Genomic DNA, 22656 nt, shown 5'->3' on the forward strand with positions numbered 1-22656 from the left:
CAGTACATAAGACGTTATCTTTTTAGAGAACGTTGCATGAATAGATAATTACTTTACCAGAAGCCAAAGCCAATTTATTAAAATGAACTATCCAAAATCGCCTTCATTTCCGGTCTTCCGGAATCATCATCACCAGTCAACTCCTTCTGCTTCAACAACTCCTTTTTCATCGCAGCAATCCGCTGTTTATAAGCTGGATCATGGAATGCATTGCGCAACTCTTTTGGGTCTTTTAAAAGGTCATAAAACTCCCAAGCTGCTGGCGTAGCCACATTCGAAGCATCCTTCATTCCAAGGCCTTGCCCGTAATAAAAAATCAATTTATACCGTTGATCTCTAATTCCAAAATGTGCTGGTCTATCTTTACTATGCTCCCAATAACGGTAGTACATAGATTTACGCCATGATTTGGCTGTTTTTCCTTTTAAATTATTCCTAAAGCTCTCCCCTTGTATGAAATCAGGCTTTTTAATCCCTGCATAATCTGCAAAAAGTGCGGCAAAATCTATATTTAAAATGATATCATTTATACGGGTACCGCCTTTAATTTCTTTGGGGTAACAGATCACAAAAGGCATTCTTGAAGACTCTTCATACATCATTCTTTTATCAAAAAAGCCATGCTCCCCCAAAAAGTAACCTTGATCTGAAGTATAAATCACAACGGTATTTTCGGCTAAGCCATTGCGCTTCAAATAATCCAGCAGCCGCCCGATATTGTCATCAATCGCAGCAGCACATCTCAGGTAATCTTTCACAAACTTCTGGTAGATTTTCTTACGGGCTTGAATACTATCCAGGCCATTGATGCTAAAAGGCATTCCCGGATAAGTAGTCCAATATCCTTTTGGGTTCTTCTGATATTGCGCCCACCGACTTTCCAGATCTTCTAAATCCTGCCCTTTAAAGCTCCGCCCATTAGTCTCCGGACCAAAATCGAGTATAGATACCGGCTCAGGTAGCGTCTGCCCTGCATATAAATCATTGTACCGTTCCGGATACTCCCAAGGCTCATGTGTAGCCTTAAAATGAGTCATCATAAAGAATGGTTTGTTTTTATCACGCTGCTCCAACCAATCTATAGAATAATCGGTAACCAGATCCGTATTGTAACCTTTGTGCACTACACCAGCCTTTTGCCCATCATCCTTCCAATCTAGCTCAGTCTTAAATGTCGGATTAAAATACACCCCTTGATCGTCCATGACCATGAAATGATCAAAGCCTGTTGGCTGTTTCTTCAAGTGCCACTTCCCGATTAAAGCAGTCTGATAACCGGCCCCTTGCAAAACCTTTGCAATATTTGGATGTTCCGGACTTAAAGCATCGCCCAAGGTATACACGTTGTTTTTCTGACTGTATTGCCCGGTCATGATCGTCGCCCTACTTGGTACACATATGGAATTGGTACAAAAAGCATTATTCAAAACTGCCCCTTCAGCCGCCAGTCTTTTGATGTTTTTATTGACCACATAATCTTTCAATACGCCACCGTAAATACCCCAGGATTGAGCGGTATGGTCATCGGCCATAATGAAAATGACATTAGGTTTTACGTCAGGTTTAGCTCCTTTATTTTGAGCAAAGGAAGCACAGGAAGCAAGGAAAAAAGCGGCAAACAGGAAGTCTTTTTTAAAGCAATTCATAAACGGTTATTTTTGATTTTTACCAGGTGTAAGATACAAATCGGCTTAAATAATCCAGATACACTAAAACGTTATTTATCACCAGAGGTGCATCATTTTGAATTCAAAAAAAATGAGCCCGATACAAGATCGGACTCATTCCTCATTGATATAAACCTTTAAGTAAAGCGAACTTCAGCGCTTAAAATCCATACCTCAACCCGATTTGAAATTGGTAAGGATTTCCGGAAGGATTCACAATACCAGAATTATTCACCTTGTAATTGAATGATTTTGTTGCCGAATCATAGTTTGGAACTGCAGGGATTTCTGGGCTTGTAGCCGTAGCCTCTACTTTAGCACGTCCGTTTAAAGCATATAATGACTGATTTCCTAAAGACTCATTTACACCCCATGTTTTCTTCAGTAAATTGGCAAAATTGAAGATATCGCAAGAAACATCGATATGATGTGTTTTATAGACTTTAAATTTCTTACTTACCCTTACGTCAACTACGCCGAAGAAATCATTGACACCACCATTACGCTGAGCGATTTTTCCGGAATAATCAATGATGTAATCTTTTAAGCTTTGGCTGGCAAGTGGGTTATCTAAAATCGCTTGTAAACCTGTGCGAACATTTTGAGGAACTGAAGGGTTGTTTCTGTCGAAAACAAAAGCCAAATCATTGGTGGCTACAAAATCACCATTGTTGTTTGTGCCAGACAATAGACTATAACGTGTACCACCAATTCCTGAATAACGAACACCAACGGTAACCCCATAAAAAGTTGGCAGTGTACCATAAATTACAAGCTTATTTCTAAACTGTCCATCAGAATAAGTCATATGACTTAAATCTCTTGGATCATCTTTAACTGGCAGTGATAAAGTTGCAGAGTTTGCGACGTTACCATTATAAGAGGTATTGTCTTTTGTATCATTCCAGGTATAACTTGCAGATATTTCACCGTCTTTGAAGTATCTCCATGTGGCATCAAGAACTACCGCAAACTGGTTCACTTTACCTTCGCTGTTTAGCTCCAATACGCGGCCAAATTTATTGCTGATACGGCCTAGCTTCCAATCTGGGGTACCATTACTTGGCATCTCAGGTACAAAAACCCCGCGATTATCTTCATTAGGTAAAGTAAAGAATGGTTTCGCGACCATATTTCTGTCTACATACATATAGTTATGGCGACCTAAACTTGCATAACCGGTGATGCCTACTTTCAGCCCATCCGTAATCAACTTACTATAAGATAAGTTGGCTTTATAAACCACCGGGATTTTAGCATCTTTCCCATAGGTATTGATTGTTGGCAATTGCAAATTCGATAAGGTTGGCGCAGAAGCTGTTCCGTTTCTGTACCCAATAAAATCAGGCCTGGGAACATTTTCGTTGATTACATCCACCGTTGCTAAATGTTTACCATCAAAAGTTAGGTTATTAATGGTCACATAATTGTTCACATCAGAACCAAATATCCCTGCTCCGAAACGCAGAAAATCAGTTCTGTTTTCGTTGATATCCCAGTTGAATTGAATTCTTGGTTGAATTAAGAATTGTTTCAGCTTATGGTCTGTTCTTACACCCAGCTCATCAAATAAAGTTTGGTTCAATGGTGAAGTTGGATAGGCGCTGTAGTCCAATCGCAAGCCTCCAACAAAATCCAGACCGCGTGCTAGTTTGGTTTGCATCTGACCATATACAGCAGTATTCCAGATCCCCGCTTTTACCGTTGGGTCTTCAACCAAAGGTACTTCACGATAATACCTGTTGGGAAGCAAGTTTCTAAAATTCTGCATAGAGGTACCTGCAGTTGTATTGGTATACTCAAATCTTCCGTTCACTTCACTACCATAAAGTGATTTTGCATGCGTATACATTACATCAAAACCGAAAGTATACTTCACTTTATCTGTATTGTAATACAAGTTATCAACCAATTGGAATACATTATTGGTAAAGCCCTCCTGTCCAAAACGGTGACCACCGATTTGAATTGCCGTGTTTGCGCTGGTACCATCTGAAAGTACAGAGGCTAAGTTTCCAACAACTGCCCTTGGAATAGAAAAACCAAGCTGATCATTTTGGGTACTGGCCTGGTAAGTATACAAATGTTGTGCTTTCAACTCATTGGTAACCTTGCTGCTAATCGTAGAACGTAAAGTGGCCAATAAACTGTTGTCTACGTTTTTATCATTACCATAACTCTCGAAAAAGTTAATCGCCGTATTGTCTGCTAAACCCAAAGGATTCCTGTCGTTGGTATAGTTGTCACGAATGGTTAATAAGTTTCCTTCATTAATTTGCCAGTCTAAACGGGCAAAAGCAGCATCAGAACCACGAGTTCTGTCAAAAGTGCCATACTGTGGCGTATTTGCGACGCCATATTTAGAACGTGCAACATCCAAAAACTCAGACAGTGTCGCATTGGTAATTCTAAACCTCGCCTCGTCTGCAGGACCATTGATATCTGCAATAATTAAAGGTCTTGAGTCTTTCTGATGATCTAAGCCTACAAAATAATGCAACTTATCCTTAATAATTGGCCCACCTAAAGTAAATCCGTATTGGTAAGTAGAGAAGTCATTCTTACGTTTAACACCTCTGATATCATAAGGACTCGATAACCAATCGGCCCTTCCATACATGAACGCACTACCGGTAACTGTGTTTGTTCCAGATTTCGTTACCGCGGTAACCGTACCTCCACCAGCTCTACCTAAAGTTACATCGTATTGATTGGTAACGACTTTAAATTCACGAACCGCCTCAATTGATATCGAGTAAGGTGCACCACTACGACTGGTTGTACTACCTGAAGAAGTTGGATTTTTGGCACTCATTCCATCAATGGTATAATTGGTGGAGGAAGCCAATTGTCCGGCAATACTACCTCCACGACTTAAAGGGGATAAATCCATTAAATTGGAAAAATTACGCCCATTTACTGGCAATTGGTTCATCGTTTTAGCTGATATTTCTGTGGAAGCGCCAAAATTCTGAACCTTGTTTTTCAGGCCTGAGGCCACCACGTTAACCGCCTGTAAATTTTGTGAGGCCTCCTGCATTTCAATCGGCACTCTTGCAGCATCACCAAAATTCAAGGCTGCGAGTGTTCTGGTTTGTTCACCAAAGCCCATAAACGTAGCCTTTATTGAATATGGGCCACCCAATGGAAGCTCCTTAAAGGTGTATTCTCCTTTAGCATTGGTTGCTGTTCTACTTGTAAAACCTGTTGAGTTGTTCCTCACTTGTACAGAAGCACCTGGAATTGGCTTCTTTTGTTGATCTGTAACGGTACCGAATATAGATGCTTGTGTTGTTTGTGCGAAAAGCGGGATCTTAATACAAAAACATAGCAATAGTACTCCAAATAGTAATTTTTTTACCATAATATTTTTAAGATTTTTATGGTACGAAGGTGTTATACAGATATTAATTGAAGGGTATTTTTAGATCAATAGATGATTATGAATTAAGAGATTTTATAACTAAATGTTAAAATAAGCAACATATTTTGTATAATCATTTGTAGGATGAATACATCCATAGCATTGAAATATTTACTTTTGGAGCATATTGACCCTATGCTGAAACATAAATTTAAAAATGGATGAAAAGGATAACTGTATTTTGTGGTTCTAGCTTTGGAACTGAAAAGGAATATGAAGCACAAGCTTATTTATTGGGAAAAACCTTAGCGGAAAGAAATATTGGCCTGGTGTATGGCGGAGCAGATGTTGGATTAATGGGTGCTGTTGCAAATGGAGTAATCGATAATAAAGGAGAAGCAATTGGTGTTTTGCCTCAGTTTTTGCAGAAAAAGGAAATTGCTCATGCCCGATTAACAGAATTAATTGTGGTGGAAACCATGCATGAGCGAAAAACCAAAATGAACGACCTTTCTGACGGGGTAATCACTTTACCCGGAGGATTTGGGACTTTAGAAGAGTTTTTTGAAATGCTAACCTGGGCACAGCTTGGCCTGCATAAAAAACCAATTGGGATTCTAAACATCAACGGTTTTTATAATGAACTTCTGGCTTTAGTGGAGACCATGGTAAAAAAAGGTTTCCTAAAATCAGAAAACAAGAATATGCTGCTAACCAGTGATCACATTGACGATCTATTGAACAAAATGGCAAGTTATGAAGCGCCAACTGTTGGCAAATGGATATCAAAATCAGAAGTATAGCATTAAAAATCAATGATCCAGTATCCCCAGCCAGGCAAAAGGAGAATACCGATCGGCAATGCAAGCATCCATAATTAAGCCGAGGTTGGAAGGCAACATCCTAGCCCTCTTGATGTTTTATCAAATTGAACTCTTTACTAAAGGAATTCCGATATTTTTTAATATACTCCGAAGGATTCATACCATATAATTTCTTGAATTGAGTCCTAAAAAACTTAATATCATAAATCCCAACTTTAAAGGCAGCTTCATTAATATTGGTATTGGTGCTGAGCATCAATAATGCAGCTTTGCGCAACCGGATAGACCTTATAAACGCGTTTAATGACAGGCCGGAAATTGACTTTACTTTTTTATACAGGATAGAATAACTTAAATTACAGGAACTGGCCAACGATTGGCCATTAAAATCTTCATTGCTTAAGTTCTCCTCTACAATCTTTATGCATTTCTCCAGAAAATCCTTATAAGCTGCAGATATTTTCTGGTTATTGTTACGGAGTGTAATGTTGTCTTTAAAATATTGATGTAAAGTATCTCTGTTGTCCAGAACCGCATTTATCTTAGCCAATAACAGGTCTTTATCAAAGGGCTTAATGATATAATCATCTGCCCCACTTTCAATCCCTTTCAATTTACTCTCCGAAGAACTTAGACCACTTAAGAGAATTACAGGAATATGGTTCAGCATAGGATCACTTTTTATCTTCTTACAAAGCTCAACTCCATTTCCCCGCTCCATCAACACATCACTTATAATAATATCAGGCAAGTGTTTCTGCGCCAACTCGAACCCATAATTACCATCAGAAGCTTCATAAACAACAAAGTCTTTGATGAAAATTTTCTTCAAATACTGTCTAAGTTCCACATGGTCGTCTACGATAAGCAGGGATTTCTTTTCCGTGATTTCCAAGATATTAATCCTGGGAACCTGAATGATTTCTTCCTCTGGGATTTGTTCTACTCTACTCATCAACTTCTCTTGTTGTGCCGCCAATCTGATCTCTGGATCAAACCAGGGTCCTTTATTCAATTTGATATGAAAAGAAGTCCCAATACCCGGCTTGCTGGAATAACCTAATTTTCCCTTATGACTATCGATAAACTGTTTTGCGAGATATAAACCAATGCCAAAACCGATTTCAGGATGTTTTGAGGTATCCTTTCCCTGATAATATTTTTCAAATAGTTTATCCTTAACATCCTTATCAATCCCACAACCGCTGTCATTAATGAAAATGTCAATATCCGATTCATTCTCCTCCAGCCTAAACAAAATCTGACCATTTTGAGGCGTAAACTTAAAGGCATTTGAAAGGAGATTGAAAAAGATGATTTCCAGCTTCTCCTCATCACCAAAAATTTTCAGATCATGATTGGCACATTCAAATTCATACTTAATATTTTTGCTGAGCGCAATCTTAACATAGCTGTCAAAGATATCCTTACACAATTGGTATAAATTTAATTCACGAACCTGAAGCTTTGCTGTATCATGGTCAGCTGTTCTGAAAAGCATCAACTGGTCTACCAAAGTCAACAGTCGACTGGCATTCCGATAGATGATACTGAGTTCCTGCTTTAAAGTATCTTCCGTTTTTTCAATAAGCTCTTTCACAGGATTAACAATCAGCGTCAGCGGAGTTCTCAGTTCATGGGTAATATTCGTAAAAAAGGACAGCTTTTTTTCATTGAGCTCCTTTTCCTTTTCTGTCTCCATTTGAGCCAGACGCACTTTAAATGCCAAACCAATCTGTTGTCGCTTATAACGAACGTACAAATAAATCAGCATAAAAATAGTTAAAGTATAGAGCCCATAAGCCCACCAGGTACGCTGCCAAGGGGCTAACACAACGATATTGACTAACTTTTCATCACCCCATTCACCTTCACTATTGCTTGCTTTTAGGTGTAACGTATACGTTCCTTCTTTTAATCGGCTATAATTTGCAGTTCTTATTTTGCCGGCATAAATCCAGTCGTTGTCCCATCCTTCAAGAAAATAAGCATAATTAATTTTATCTGGTTTGGAGTATTCAAGTGTGATATACTCGAACGATAAGGATGCTTTATGATAAGGAACAACTAACTTTTCAACTACCCCATCCTTGCTTTTTTGAATAAAACCGAGGTTTACCTGATCATTTGAAGGCGCATTATCAATCTTTACGGCAGTAAGCAAAATCTGCTGTTTCCCCTTAGAGAAACTCACTTTCTCTGGTGAGAACAAATTAAACCCTTTGATCCCCCCAAACATAAGTTCACCTGTTTTTAATTTAGCAGCAGCGAGATAACTGAACTGGTTACTTTGTAGCCCATCAGAAGCAAAGAAATTCTGAAACTTTTTATTGGCCGGACTGAATTTCGAAAGGCCATAAAAGGTGCTCAACCAAAGTGCACCGTCATTATCGCGCAAAATATTCAACACCGAATTATTTGGTAATCCCTCGCTTTCCGTATATCGGGTAAGACGATGGTTCCTGGTATTCAGTAAAAGTAATCCTCCTCCCTCCGTTCCCAGCCAAAGGCCATCTCCTTTATCTTCAAGGATAGATCTCAGCCGATAACCGATATTGTAAACGAGGTGTCTTTTGGATTTTCGGTCAATACGGATTAATTTATTATCTGTACCAGCCCATAAATTACCCTTGCTATCCTCCACAAAGCAAAGGATGTTCCCGATGGTAGCATCAAACAATTCAAAGCGTTTAAGCCTCGTATTAAACCGGTATAATCCTCCGTTGTCAAATGTACTTGCCCATAAGGTTTGTGCTGCGTCCTCATACAATTTCCAAACATTTTTAAATTCTAAGCCATTAGCAGGATTTATACAGCTAAAGTGCTCAAAATAACCTGTTGATTTATTGAAGCGATTGATCCCGCCGCCCCAGGTGGCCAACCAGATGTTGTGCTGATGGTCATTCAAAATGGTCGTAATGTTATTACTACTTAACCCATTTCCAGCCTCTTTTTTATAGTTTACATAAACGTTCTTTGTTCGGTTCCAACGATTCACACCATTCCCATCTGTCCCTATCCAAATGTTATCTGAAGCATCCTGGGCAAAGGAAGAGATAAAATAGTTATGGTAATTATTTCTTTGAAAGGGATCAGGTGTCAGCGTTTTAAAGCGGTATCGCTGATCATCGATGATATTTATACCACCCCGCAAAGTGGCCACCCAAACCCGACCTTCTGCATCTTTTAGCATTCCTTTGATCGCGGTGCTTGTAAAAATCTCTTCTCCATTAACCGTTAGCGGGTGCGTCATCTTTTCATCCTTGATGCTCATCAAAAAAACACCTCCACCATCTGTAGTGATGCATAAAGTATCCGGCTGATCGAAATACAAACTGGTTACTGCCCGGGATATGGGTTTAAAGGAGTATTTCCCATTAGCTATCATGTATTTATAGATCCCTGAACTGGAGCCCAGCCATAGATTCCCCGAACGATCGACCTTAATGCAGGAAGCATATTTTAAAGTTTTATCGACCAGAGCAACACTAGACGTATTTCGATCATACTTGCACAAACCGATGCCATCAATAAAGAGCCATACCTGATTTTTCTTGTCAATTTCTATGGCAGTCACCTGATAGGAAGTTCGGGGAGCGAAAGAAGTTAAAAGCGGTATCTGGGTCGTCTTACCGCTTTCCTTGCTATAGCGTAACAGACCATCTTTAGCCGTCCCGATCAGCATATCATGATTGAAGTCTTTTTTTAAAAAAGTGGTATTGTCCACCCTTTGCTTTCCCGGTTTTGAAGCAGAGTTAAAATAAAGGGTGCTAAATTTTTCCTGAGCAGGATTATAGATGGACACGCCTCCCATAGTACCAATCCAAAGATTGGCAGCTTCATCTTCCGCAATACATTGAACCCTATTGTTGAGGAGCGAATTTCTATCATTCAGCTGCTTTCTGAAAATGCTAAAACCATAACCATCATAACGGTTTAACCCATCAAAAGTACCAATCCACATGAATCCATTCTTGCTCTGAAAAATACAATTCACCTCATTGTTGGAAAGACCATGTTCAATCCCCAGATAAAACACCGACGAAAAGTCAATTGCATACAAAGGTAAGCTAATCCATATCAATGAAACGGTAATGGCAAGACTTCTAAGTTGAGGAAACATGAATTTGGTTAGTGTTGAGATCTAGGGCTGAATGTAGACATTATTTGCCTTTTTAACATGAAGTAGTCGGTATTTACCCCCCTTTTTTAACCATTTCACCCCCTATTCAGGCTGCTATTCCTATATATCTTAGCCATTCAATCAAAACCAAATATCCATCAATTATGACCAATCGATTACTTCATTTCCCTTTTTTTAAACATCCACTGGCACTCCGAATGCTGCTGCTCGTACTCCTAGTTTTTTCCGGATTCATCACATTTGCACAACAAATGGTAACCGGGAAAGTGACTGAGGAAGGTACTCCCTTACCTGGAGTTATTGTAAGAATAAAAGGAGGATCATTAACAACTCAAACAGATAAGGAGGGTAAATTCTCCATAAATACCCCACCAGATGCCACACTGACATTCAACTATGTTGGGCTTAAACAAAAAGAAATATTAGTAAATAACCAAAAATTTCTAAATGTATCCTTAGAATCAGATGTTAAAACCCTGGAGGCAGTTGCTGTAATTGGTTATGGCACACAAAAACGTAAAGACCTCACCGGATCTGTTTCCACACTAAAGGCGGATACTTATAAAGATCAACCCGTGCTCAATGCTTCAACAGCATTACAGGGACGAGTAGCCGGAGTTTCCGTAACCCAAAGTTCTGGTGCACCCGGCGGACAAGCTAAAATCAGGATTAGAGGAGCCAATTCTGTGAGTGGTAGCAATGAACCTTTATACATTGTAGACGGATTAGCATTGGGCAGTATAGGAATTCAGGACATCAATGTGAACGACATTGAATCTATGGATGTATTAAAAGATGCATCTGCTACTGCCGTTTATGGTTCCAGAGGCGCAAACGGTGTAATTATCATCACGACTAAAACTGGAAAATCAGGAGCGGCAAAAGTGACGTATAACAGCTTTGTTAGCTTCAACAGTCCAATGAAAAGATACAAATTAATGGACGCGGTAACCTATGCAAACATGGCGAATCTATCTGCTGGTGCTACGGTAATCCCCAATCCAGAATCCTATGCAGGTAAAACGACCGACTGGCAGGACTTGCTTTTTAAAAATGCAACCACACAAAATCACCAGCTTTCGGTGAATGGCGGATCAGAAAATGTAAAATATTATGTTTCCGGTTTCTATACCGATCAGGACGGCCTACTGGTAAACACCAACCAAAAGAAGTTTGGATTGCGCTCAAATCTAGATGTGAAAATAACCAAGAAGCTATCTTTAGGAGTTAACCTTTTTGCACAAAGAATCAATTCATTGAATAATGGCGTACAAACTTCCAAAGCAAACCCGGTAATGGCATCCATCGCATGGGCACCAACAGAACCAGTCTATGACAATGAAGCAACCAAACAATACAACCGCAACGGAATATCCCCTATTTGGCCAAACCCTTATATGACCAGTATGGAAAGCGACAATAATGTTTTTGCTAATGTTGCCGTACTCAATAGTAACCTGAAGTATAACATTACCGACTGGCTTACCTTTACCTCAAATGTTGGATTAGACCTTAACCTTTCAAAAGCAGCTTCCCTTTCCAACAATTGGATCTCTCCGGGAAATATGAAATCCGCACAAAGTTCTTCCGAAAATTACAATTTCCAGAACAGTAATGTGCTGACCTTTCATAAGCTGATCAATGAGCAGCATGATTTAACCGTAACTGCTGTGGAAGAAAGTACAGTAAACACATCAAATAGCTTTAGTGCAAATGGATCAGGCTTAAGCACCACTTCTAATGGCTATTATAATTTAGGCCTCAACTCCGCTCAAAGTATCTCATCTGGCTACTCACAGTGGTCCATCTTGTCTTTTATGGGTAGAGCTGCTTACAGTTACAATGGCAAATACTTAGCTACCGTAACTGTAAGAAGAGATGGTTCTTCAAAGTTTCAAGGAAAGAATAAATGGAGCAATTTCCCTTCAGCAAGCGTAGGCTGGAACCTTAATGAAGAGTCCTTTATCAAAAAGCTAAATGTTTTTTCAGCACTTAAACTTAGAGCAGGTTGGGGTGTAACCGGTAACCAATCTATCGCCCCATATAGCACGCTTGGCTTATTGAGCCCGGTAAATTATTCTTATGGAACAACTTCCTCTTTCCAGGGCTATACGCTGGGTAATCCAAATACACCAGATATCAAATGGGAAACCACAAAACAAACTGATGTAGGTCTGGATATGAGTTTCTTTAACAGACGACTAAACATCACGGCCGATTATTACAACAAGAACACGACGGATATGCTGTTGTTTACCCAGATTGAGAATTATCTTGGTGGTGGCCAGCTGTTAAAAAACATTGGAGCAGTCAACAATAAAGGTTTTGAATTTTTAATCGATGTCCTTGCACTTAACCATGAAGATTTTAAATGGAACACCAGTTTTAATGCCGCTTTCAACAAGAATAAGGTAGTTAGCCTCGGTGATCAAACCATGATTAAAAGAGCACATATCGGCGGAGGTTTAATCAATTCAGATATACAGGTCATCCAGGTTGGACAATCACTGGGTGCATTTTACCTGATTCCATGGGAAGGAGTTTACCAAACGGACCAGAATGGACATAAAGCAGGTGATTATAAATACACTGATGTGAGCGGAAATGGTGTGATCGGATATGAGGACATGGTGATCTCAGGAAACGCAACACCAAAAGTACAATGGGGCTTCAACAATAATTTTGAATATAAGACTTTTGAATTCAATGTATTTGTTCAAGGTGCTTATGGACATAAAGTCTTTAATGCAACCTATGCAGCTGCTGCAATTGCCAGTAGCGATGTCGCTTATCCAACACTTGCCGCAGCAGCCAATTATTGGACCCCTCAAAACTCAGGCTCCCTATGGGCAAGTCCAACAAGTAAAGCAAAACAATACATTGAGTCTACACAGTTTCTACAAAACGCTGGTTATGCCAGAGTTAAGAACATCAGCTTATCCTATAAACTACCTAAAAGCATGCTGAAGTTTGGAAATGCCAAACTCACTGTAAGTGGCCAGAATTTATTTACCATCACAAAATACAAGGGATTTGACCCGGAAGCGACTTCAACTGCTTCCAATAGTGATGCAGATGCAGGCATTGATTTGGGAGCCTACCCCTCTCCAAAAACGTTCACCCTGATGCTTAATTTAAACTTTTAACCTTACGCTGTCCATTGAGCTTAATGGCCAACCGATCTAAAACCATTCAAATGAAAAAATACCTTACTCCCCTCCTAATCACTGCCGTATTTGTCTCCGCTTGTAAAAAGAGCTTCCTCGAAGAAGATCCTAAAGGCAGCATCACTACACAAACCTTTTATAAGAGTGCTGAGGACTTAAATGCGGCAACCCTTGGCATTTCCTTAACTTATAATTTAGCCTGGAATCAAACCGGTGGTTTAGCCACCACTTTTGGCTCGGATGACATCACCACACATGCCGGAGGAAATAAAATCGGCTTTTCTAACTTCGATACCTTTCAAGCCAATTCCTCCAATGACAGGATGTCTATTTGGTGGAACTACTTCTATAAAACCATTAAATCTTCAAATTCCTTAATTGGAAACTACCAAAAAGCAACAGAAGCTACGGAGCTGGAACGGAATAATTCAGCTGGAGTGGGCTATTTCTATCGGGCCATGTCTTATTTCTTTCTGACCAGAACCTGGGGCGCTGTACCAATGCCACTTGAAGCTTCTTTGGAGTCAAAAACAAATGCTACACCACAACAAATTTATGAAACCGTAATAGCAGATCTTCAAAAAGCGGAAACGATGCTGCCCGATGCCTGGTCAGGTCCCAGACGACAAAGCAATACGGATATACTTCCAACAAGGGGTTCAGCAAAAGCGCTTCTGGCCAATGTGTACCTGACAATGGCTGGATGGCCACTAAAACAAACCGATAAATATGAGCTGGCAGCGATTAAAGCGAAAGAAGTCATAGATAATAAAAGTACCTGGGGCTATGGCCTGGTTAACAGCTATGCAGATCTTTGGGATAAGGATTCCAGGTTAAATAAAGAAGCTGTATTTGCTTGCTATTATAACAAGAATATGCCAAGTATCTGGGATTATGCAGACAACTGGGGGAATGGAAGCCAAATGGGCCCTCCCAATTTTGCTCCCGGTGAAGAAGGTGGATGGGATGAAGCTTTTGCTGAGATTGCATTTTACAATAAATTTCCTGCAGGTCCACGAAAAGATGCCACTTACCAGACCGTTTATTTCTTGAATAATGACCCCTTAAAAGCCGTTGATTATACAAAACTTACGCATAAACATCCTTACTTCTTAAAATATAGGGATGATGAATCCTATGATCCGGCTACCCATAAATTAAACGACTGGTGGGGAAGTGCAACGGTTTACATGATTCGTTATGCAGAAGTGCTACTTACCTATGCAGAAGCAAAAGCAATGTCTTCCTCTGGACCCGATGCAACGGCTTATCAGGCCATTAATGAGGTAAGAAACAGAGCCGGATTACCTGAGCTAGCTAAAAATTTAACACCAACTGATTTTAGAAATGCTGTAGTTGCAGAAAGAGGATGGGAATTTGCTGGCCCTGAGCCTGCTGCAAGATGGTTTGATTTAATCCGAACAGAAACCGTAGCAAAAGCGAATGCGGATCGTGACCCAGCTGAACTTCCATTAAAAGGTAAACCGAATGATGGTACTCATGAGTTTTACTGGGCGCCAATTCCCATCATCAAATAAGGAATAAATAATCACCTAAACCAACGAAAATATGAAAATCATGAACTTACTGATGGGTTGCTCCATCCTCCTGTTTTCTTGTTCAAAAGCCATTCAGTCAAATCCGGAACTGGCGGCTAATAAAACCACGGCTAAACTTGAAGTAGTCCAGACCGCTGCAACAAGCGCTACCCTGACCTCCAGCTGGGACCTTATTTTCTCGGATGAGTTCAACACAACCGGAGGATTCGACACTGCCAAATGGACCTATTGTCCAAGGTGGTCTCCAGCATGGGCGAAATACCTGACAGCCAGCACGGATTATGTGGCTCAAAATGGAACTGACCTCGTGTTGAAAATGGACAATGCCGTAATTCCTGGAGATCCTGTACCCTACCATTCCGGAGGAATTCAAACTTCTACCAAATTCAATTTCTTATATGGAAAAGTTGAAGTAAGGGCCAAATTTAAACAAGGACAGGGTTCATGGCCTGCCATCTGGATGATGCCAGAAGTTCCTGTAGCTTATGGCGACTGGCCAAATAGTGGAGAAATAGATATCATGGAGCAGGTAAACTATGAAAACTCCGTACACCAAACGATTCACAATGGCACAGTAACCAATGCCTCCGGTGGAAGTTCTGCAACAAAAGCAACAGCTTACAATACCGCAGATTACAATATCTATGGAATCATTTGGAACCCGGAAGCCATTAAGTTTTATGTGAACAATGTACTCCAGTATACCTATACCCGAGCAACCAATGCAACATCTTCACAATGGCCATTCGACAAACCTTTTTACCTCATTCTAAACCAGTCTGGCGGAGCAGGATGGCCAGGAGCCATTAACAATGCCGACCTCCCTTTTAATATGAATGTGGATTACATCCGGGTATATAAAGAAATCCCTGTCTTGGGAAATCCAGATTTCGAAGCCGCCGCATTGGCGCCATGGGCTGCCTGGAATCCTGCAGGAAACACAGCTATCGTCACTACAAATGTCAGATCTGGGACAAAAGCGATCAGACAACAAGGTGGCGAGACTTCATTAGAGCAGGTCGTTACCGGCCTGAGTCCAAATACAACCTATGTTTTTGGGGGGTATGGGAAAGTAAGCGCAGCTGGTCAAACCGCAATGTTTGGTGTTAAAAATTATGGCGGTCCAGCCGTAAATGCAGCCGTCGATGATACCAACTACAAAAATTCAGCAGTTACATTTACCACAGGACCAAACAATTCTTCCGTTACCGTCTATATGTACAAGCCCATTTCAGGAACCGCTTACGGCGACGATTTTTACCTAAATAAACTATAGTACTTTATATCTAAACAACACACACAATGAACAAACTCTTCCTTTGTATTTTCACTTTACTTCTGGTCAAAGCAGATCTTCATGCCCAGGTTAATGTCATTCCTCAACCCCTTGAAGTAACCAGCCCTTCCAAAGGAACCTTTAGCCTGTCAGACAAAACCCCGATTATTTATAAGCAGAAAGGCTTAGAAAAATCAGCCGCGTTTCTGAATGGCTATCTGAGTCAGTTTTATGGCTTTAGTTTGAAGCAAGGCAACATAAAGGCAACAACAGGTATCTATCTTAAAATTGGAAACAAAGCAGAAAAGGTTGCGGGAAACTATGCGCTGGAGGTAAAAAAAGAAGGGATTTTCATTACAGCGGCAACTGAGGAAGGTGTTTTTTACGGCATCCAAACCCTGATTCAACTCCTGGATCCCACAGAAAAAACAGTACAGATTCCTTTTGTACTGATTAAGGACGAACCTCGATTCCAATACCGTGGTATGCACCTTGATGTAACGCGACATTTTTTTCCGCTCGCATTTGTTAAGAAATATATAGATTACCTCGCACTCCATAAAATGAATTATTTTCACTGGCACCTTACAGACGACCAGGGCTGGAGAATTGAAATCAAAAAATACCCAAAACTTACTGAACTCGGCTCCACCAGGAAAGGAACCATCACCGGTTTTCTACCCGGTACTGGAAACACCAATACGCCTCACGGTGGCTTTTATACTCAGGATGAGATCAGGGAGCTGGTAAAATATGCTTCCGATCGGTACATTACCGTAATTCCAGAGATTGAAATGCCTGGCCATGGTTCTGCTGCCTTAACTGCCTATAGCTTTTTAGGATGTACCGGAGGACCTTACAAGGTTCAAGAAACCTGGGGTGTTTTTGATGACGTTTTTTGCGCGGGAAATGAGCAGACCTTTGCCTTTCTTCAAGGAGTAATAGATGAAGTCATTGCGCTTTTCCCCGCCAAATATATCCATATCGGAGGTGACGAATGCCCGAAAACCAGCTGGAAAAAATGTCCAAAATGCCAGCAACGTATGAAAGATCATCAGCTTAAAAATGAGCATGAACTACAAAGCTATTTTGTACAACGCATGGAGAAGTATGTAAATTCAAAAGGTAAAAGCATTATTGGATGGGACGAAATTCTGGAAGGTGGACTGGCGCAAAATGCGACTGTAATGAGCTGGAATGGTGAAGAAGGAGGTATTGAGGCTGCAAAACAAAAGCACGATGCAATCATGACGCCTGGCAATTATATGTATTTTGATTATGCACAAACTGCAAAAAGAGATTCGCTTACCATGCCGGGCTTAACCACCTTACAAAAGGTTTACAGCTATGAGCCTGTTCCGCAGCATCTTCCTAAAGAATTAACAAAATATATTTTAGGAGCACAAGCGAATGTGTGGACAGAATATATGAGTTCGCCAGCAAAAGTAGAGTACATGATCTTTCCGCGCATGTCAGCGTTAAGTGAGGTCTTATGGAGTAGCAAAGAAAGTAGAAATTGGAATGCATTTGAAAAGCGACTGAAACGTCAATTTGACCGTTACAAACTTTGGGGCGCTAATTATTACCCTTTTTTTCAAACGGCTAAATCTGAAGCCAAATAGTCAAACTAATTCTAATCAAAACGGGCGACAATTTTTGTCGCCCGTTCTATTGTGATATCATTTTTTATCGCGCTGCTGATATTCTTCAAAAGCGGCCTTGCTTACTTTTTCCCCAAACAGGTAATAATTTTCGAAAAGAGTGCTCCCATCTGGCTTGTACATATGTGAAACACCATGTCTTTTTCCGTTCTCATAAGTGGAGTCCATACTTTTCCTGCCAGCTAAATACGTGGTAGATAATCCGTTTTGCAAATCGTTCTTATAATTGTTTTCAGTCACGATTTTGCCTCCATTATAAACACGATACAGCCCATTTCGCTGATCATTTTCGTAATTCGCCTCAGTACTCAGTTGATCGCCCGAATAGGTTAAGGATAAACCATCCTTTTTACCCGCTTTATAGGAAGATTTATTAACGATTTTGCCATTGGTATACATTTCGCTGATGCCATCTTGCTTCCCATCCCTGTATTCCTGACGCAACCATACCTGATCCTGATGGTCATAGTTTTCTTTTAAGCCATTACGTACCCCATTTTTATAATATAGTTTACATTCCATTCTTCCCCCTTGGGTGTACCAGAACGCCTCCCCTGTGATCAGCCCCTTTTTAATATTGTACAAAGCAAAACCTTCCTCTAAAGGAATTTTATACTTGCCCTCCAATAACTTACCATTCAGAGAAAGTACCATTTCAGTGCTGTCTTTATTATAGGTTTTCATCAGATGTTTCCAGTTGATTTCTTCTGGTAGTTGTGCAAAAAGCGTGGTACCCAGGCAAAGAAAAATAAAGGTACAGTTGAGTTTAAAAAAGAGATTTCCCATAGTTATTTTATGAAGGTATGAATTTCTAAAATAAAGCAGGTTTAAAGATCAGTTCAAAAGAGATTTACTTGCGGAAGTCTGACCTAAAAACACCAGGCCGTCGAAACTTGATTTTAGTGTCCCATGATAACTGTATTCATCCTCACCTGAATAAATGTAAGCCAGGTTCAGCTGCCTCATCGGCTGATCCAGCCAGAAAGAATTTGGTTTTTGATCTACCTTTAAAAGGCTTAGAAAATAATTATTGGGCTTAACCTGGCCTAAATAATATTCGTAAGTGCCTTTATATGCCTTTTGCATTGGAAAAGATACCCATTTTTTTTGTGAATAATTCTCGGCCGCCATATAAGTCCCGGCATCAGAAGTCATGGCTATTGGAAAATAATGACCAGCTAACCTTTCTTTCAAATAAGCACCCATGGTCTTCTGACCACCTGCATTGGTATTGGCGATATGAAAGTTATGCGCCCAAAGCAAAATCTTATCCTCCGGATTGGCTTTTAGGAAATTCAGCATATTGTCTGCCATAAACTCATCTCTGCTGCCAGCGAAAAACCGACTGTCCAGCCATTGTTTGCAAACTCTGGCATAACTCCTCAATTGAAACAAGCGCTGTTCATCTCCAGTCATTTTCCCCTCCGCTACAATCAGCGAATCCAGGGAAGCAATTTTTTGCTTCAATTTATTGGCAGCATCCAGGGTCTTGCGATTACTCATACTAAGTTTACTCAACTGAAGCAGGCTATCCAGGTGTTGATCAACAACAATCGTCTGTGCCAGAATTTTCTCGTTATGTGATCTACCATACTCCCTAAGCATTTTACGTGAATTCTTAAGTCCTAAATCCTCCATGTCTACACCGATAAAACGAATCTTTTTCTGTTGTGATAAATTATAATGGTTTAACCAGGTGAAAAGTCCAAGCATCTCTTCTGTTTTCCATGTTTTGTAAAATGGCATACTTAGCAAACTACCCCTTAAAGCAGCGGATGGTAAATTCAAAAGGCGGTTCATTTGATCACAAGTAGCGATGGACTCTTCCAGCGCCAAAGTGGTAAAACCTTTCTCCTTTACCAGGTATTCCAGCAAACGTATTTTAAATCTACTGAACTCACTGGTTCCATGGGTAGCCTCACCAATGCCCACAATCTTTGCGTTCTTGATGGCATTACCGATTGCGTTTAGATCTTCGAAAGCATGAGCAGTATCAACGGAGGTCAACACAGAAAGATTATCCTGAAGCCATTTTAGGCTTTTTGGATTCGGTTCCTGATACAGGCTTTCCGGATCATTGATTTTCTTCCCATTCACCGTCAGACTTAGGTCGTCAAGCCAAACGCTGCGATTTGACCTCAGCTCAACGCCATAATAAACCATGTACCATGATTCAGTAGGCAAGGTATTGTAGTTGAGTATAACTTTAGTCCAGCCCTTTTCATTGCGTTCTTGTTGCTGGCTTCGTATAATTCTCGCCCCACTCTGGACAAAAACAGACACCGTGGAATCCAATTCTTCGCGACTCTTGATCCATCCGCTAACTTGTATGGTATTGATTTTTGTAGCACTCATACTGCCAAATACATTGGCCGCAATACCGACACTTTCTTTATTTAAGTTTTTATTTAGCCCAGTTACTTGTAGCGACTGATGGCCAGAACGAAACACTTTCTGATCCAGACTGATCGAAAAATTCCCAGCTCCATCATCAGTAATCCAATTTCTGGCCATACCAGTTTGGTTAGAAAGTTCAAATCCGCCGTTAACGGTCTCTTGTGCAGTAGTACTGGTATAGAAAAATACCATTAAAAGAAAAGAGAATAAGAAAGTCTGGTTTTTCATGTTCAAAAGCTTAATGTTTCCACAAATAAAGGGGAAACATTAAGCTTCATACTTTTAATTCGACCAATAAAGCGATCTCCCGGATCAAAAGAAGTCCAAAGCGCTTCATCGTGAAAAAACTGGGTTTCGTCGAGCCAACGACAGGAAGGTTGAGCTACAGAAAAATCAGCAGCACTTCGCTAAAAGTACTGCTGACCTATTCAATTACTTGAGTTTTATAGTAACCGTATTGCCCCATTTGACTGCAGCAGCAGGATTTGAGGGTTCTGGATTCCAAAGACATTCCCTAACGGTTAAAGTTTCGGTCTTAGGATCTAACACGCAAAAATGAAAACTTAGTTTGGTTTCATCAGGTCCAGACACTAAGCCCTTCATCGGGGAATCCGTACTGACTGCACTCAACTGCACATCATTATCCGGACCAGTCCAGGTATAGTATTTACTTTCATGAACATGGCCATGTAAATAAGCCTTCACATTTGGATGTTGCTTTAAGAAAGCAGCGAAAGCACGTTGTTCTATCAAGCCTGCAACAGCAGCAGATTTGCCATCTTTAAAATGTTCATCCAACACATTGTCAAATTTATCCGTATTGTTAATCCCATGATCACCGTTCGGATTTGTAAAGTGATTTGAAACTACAGCCGGTTGATCATGCGCCACAATAATTACTGGCGTTGTACTGGATACGCTTTGTAAGTCTTTATTCAACCAGATCCTTACCGCAGAATCAGGCCACATTTGGATAAAACAAAAATGTGCTCCGGCAATATCTTTTGAATAGTTAATCCGATCATTGGCATAATTGAAAGTCGTTGCTGTTCTTAAAGTACCCGGTTTAACCATGAGGTTATAGATCTGAGCCATGGAACTCGCATCTTTTAAAGGCGCCATATTCGCATAGTAGCCGATGGTGTTGGATACATCGTGGTTACCCGGTACCATAAACAGAGCTGCTTTTTCATTTCTCTTGTTCTTTAAAGTCAGGTTGTCCAGGTAATCCATTCTAAATTGCGCCCAGGATTGAGCAGCTGTTTGTACCGAAGCACTCGTTTCCATCCGGTTGGCGATATCTCCAGCCTCCAATACATAATCAACAGACCCGATAACTTTACCTGCATTTACGCCTCCATCATTGGGTAAGGTAAAACCGGGTAACCTATTCATTTTAGACACCATAGCCGCATTCACCACATGGGCATCTACATTGGCAGCACCACGAAAAGAGGCCCTGGTAATTCCATAATGTGCATCAGAAGTCAGGATAAATTGCACTGGGGAAAGGTCCTCCGGAACCACCTCTGCCGCATTTTTATGGCAGGCCGAAAGAATGGTAATTGCAGCAAATGATATAGAAAGCAATAATTTGTTAGTCATCTCTTAATTGGTTTTAATTCTTTGATAAAAGGAAATAGCAGAAATACTTGAGGGGTATTTTTTAGTTTCAGAGGTAGAAAGATAGCCTGATCCATCTGCAGCAAAGCAAAGGGCCTCCCCCTGATGTTCATTGCCGGAATATGGCGCATCCTGAGGTTTGCGAAGAATCGTCTGTGCAATACTTTCATTCAAGCCACGTTTCCAGTACCAGATCTGACCGGTATTGCGCATCAAGATCTCATTGCCATCAGCAGAAATATCAGCGGCAGTTAAAAGGTCAAAAGGCAACAAGGCCAATGGTATTAAAACTGTCGTTGAACTGGAAGACTGAGGGTACCTGGCTACGTATAATGTGCTTCTTGCTTCTTCCTTTGTCGCGATGTACAAGTCTTTCGTTACCGGATCAAGCAATAAAGATTCCGCATTAACAGCCCCTTTAGGATAGGTAAATTGTAATTTATCAGGCGTCACATGAACTGCATTCTGGGAAGAATTCAATACTATTGCTGGTTCCGCAAAACGGTATACAAAAACACTGGAATATTTTGCGTCATTGTCCCCGATTTCAGCAACATAAATGTATTTCTTTGTTGGATCAGGACCTGGACCATAAGCAATATCTTCCCAGTCTCTATTGGACACACCATCGAGAATCAGCTTACCAAGATCCTCCCCTTTGGTATTGCTGATGTAAACCTCATTGCCATTTCCACTATCCTCATGCACATAGACTACCCCAGGGTATTGCTGACTGGAAGCGATGCCAGACAGTTCTCTATAATCTTGTCTATTGAAAGCGCCGACCAACGCAGAATTACTAAAGAGATTGTTCTTATCCAATAGGGAGAGGTCATAATTAGCTTTCGGAATTTCATCGGTTATTGGGGGCTTAACCACTACGACAGTATCTTGAGCCGGACTTTCCGTCTTTTCCTTAGTACAGCTCTGTAAGCCTGCAACCAATAGCGTTAAAAATAAAGTTATTTTCATTT

General features: G+C 40.5%; 12 protein-coding genes. 5 read left to right on the forward strand and 7 right to left on the reverse strand.

Going from position 1 to position 22656, the window contains the following annotated elements; translation table 11 throughout:
- Nucleotides 1-77: 77 nt before the first annotated feature.
- On the reverse strand, nucleotides 78-1646 hold the full coding sequence (locus GM920_RS03970) for a sulfatase family protein (protein WP_182953611.1): 1569 nt from the start codon (nucleotides 1644-1646) through the stop codon (nucleotides 78-80).
- Nucleotides 1647-1827: 181 nt separating this feature from the next.
- A complete protein-coding gene (locus GM920_RS03975) occupies nucleotides 1828-5031 on the reverse strand; it encodes a TonB-dependent receptor (protein WP_182953613.1) in 3204 nt (1067 codons plus the stop codon).
- Between the two features lie 221 nt (nucleotides 5032-5252).
- On the opposite strand from GM920_RS03975, the gene GM920_RS03980 reads away from it, so the two are divergent.
- Entirely contained in the window at nucleotides 5253-5834 is a 582-nt protein-coding gene (locus tag GM920_RS03980; protein ID WP_182953615.1) for an LOG family protein, read from the forward strand.
- Between the two features lie 100 nt (nucleotides 5835-5934).
- Here GM920_RS03980 and GM920_RS03985 read toward each other — a convergent pair whose 3' ends face one another.
- Nucleotides 5935-9978 carry a hybrid sensor histidine kinase/response regulator transcription factor gene (locus GM920_RS03985; protein WP_182953616.1) on the reverse strand — a complete coding sequence of 1348 codons (4044 nt, stop codon included), beginning with the start codon at nucleotides 9976-9978 and terminating at the stop codon, nucleotides 5935-5937.
- Nucleotides 9979-10142: 164 nt separating this feature from the next.
- Here GM920_RS03985 and GM920_RS03990 point away from each other — a divergent pair, with 164 nt between their 5' ends.
- The 4 genes from GM920_RS03990 to GM920_RS04005 are packed head-to-tail and all read left to right on the forward strand — an operon-like array spanning nucleotide 10143 to nucleotide 17623.
- Entirely contained in the window at nucleotides 10143-13145 is a 3003-nt protein-coding gene (locus tag GM920_RS03990) for a SusC/RagA family TonB-linked outer membrane protein (RefSeq protein WP_182953618.1), read from the forward strand.
- 50 nt (nucleotides 13146-13195) lie between these two features.
- Nucleotides 13196-14704 carry a RagB/SusD family nutrient uptake outer membrane protein gene (locus GM920_RS03995; RefSeq protein WP_182953621.1) on the forward strand — a complete coding sequence of 503 codons (1509 nt, stop codon included), beginning with the start codon at nucleotides 13196-13198 and terminating at the stop codon, nucleotides 14702-14704.
- 31 nt (nucleotides 14705-14735) lie between these two features.
- Nucleotides 14736-16001, forward strand: a complete 1266-nt coding sequence (locus GM920_RS04000) for a family 16 glycosylhydrolase (RefSeq protein WP_182953623.1) — start codon at nucleotides 14736-14738, stop codon at nucleotides 15999-16001.
- Between the two features lie 26 nt (nucleotides 16002-16027).
- Nucleotides 16028-17623, forward strand: a complete 1596-nt coding sequence (locus GM920_RS04005) for a beta-N-acetylhexosaminidase (RefSeq protein ID WP_182953625.1) — start codon at nucleotides 16028-16030, stop codon at nucleotides 17621-17623.
- Between the two features lie 57 nt (nucleotides 17624-17680).
- Here GM920_RS04005 and GM920_RS04010 read toward each other — a convergent pair whose 3' ends face one another.
- The 4 genes from GM920_RS04010 to GM920_RS04025 form a co-directional block, all read right to left on the reverse strand.
- Nucleotides 17681-18448 (reverse strand): toxin-antitoxin system YwqK family antitoxin, encoded by a 768-nt coding sequence (locus GM920_RS04010; RefSeq protein WP_182953628.1) that lies wholly within the window; start codon nucleotides 18446-18448, stop codon nucleotides 17681-17683.
- A gap of 48 nt (nucleotides 18449-18496) precedes the next feature.
- Nucleotides 18497-20287 carry an erythromycin esterase family protein gene (locus GM920_RS04015; RefSeq protein WP_182953630.1) on the reverse strand — a complete coding sequence of 597 codons (1791 nt, stop codon included), beginning with the start codon at nucleotides 20285-20287 and terminating at the stop codon, nucleotides 18497-18499.
- A 204-nt stretch (nucleotides 20288-20491) separates the two neighbouring features.
- Nucleotides 20492-21664: a metallophosphoesterase family protein gene (locus tag GM920_RS04020; RefSeq protein ID WP_182953632.1), complete on the reverse strand. Its 1173-nt coding sequence runs from the start codon at nucleotides 21662-21664 to the stop codon at nucleotides 20492-20494.
- 3 nt (nucleotides 21665-21667) lie between these two features.
- A complete protein-coding gene (locus GM920_RS04025) occupies nucleotides 21668-22654 on the reverse strand; it encodes a YncE family protein (protein WP_182953634.1) in 987 nt (328 codons plus the stop codon).
- Between the last annotated feature and the right edge of the window lie 2 nt (nucleotides 22655-22656).

This window comes from Pedobacter gandavensis (assembly GCF_014172405.1).
GTDB classification, from domain to species: Bacteria; Bacteroidota; Bacteroidia; order Sphingobacteriales; family Sphingobacteriaceae; genus Pedobacter; species Pedobacter gandavensis.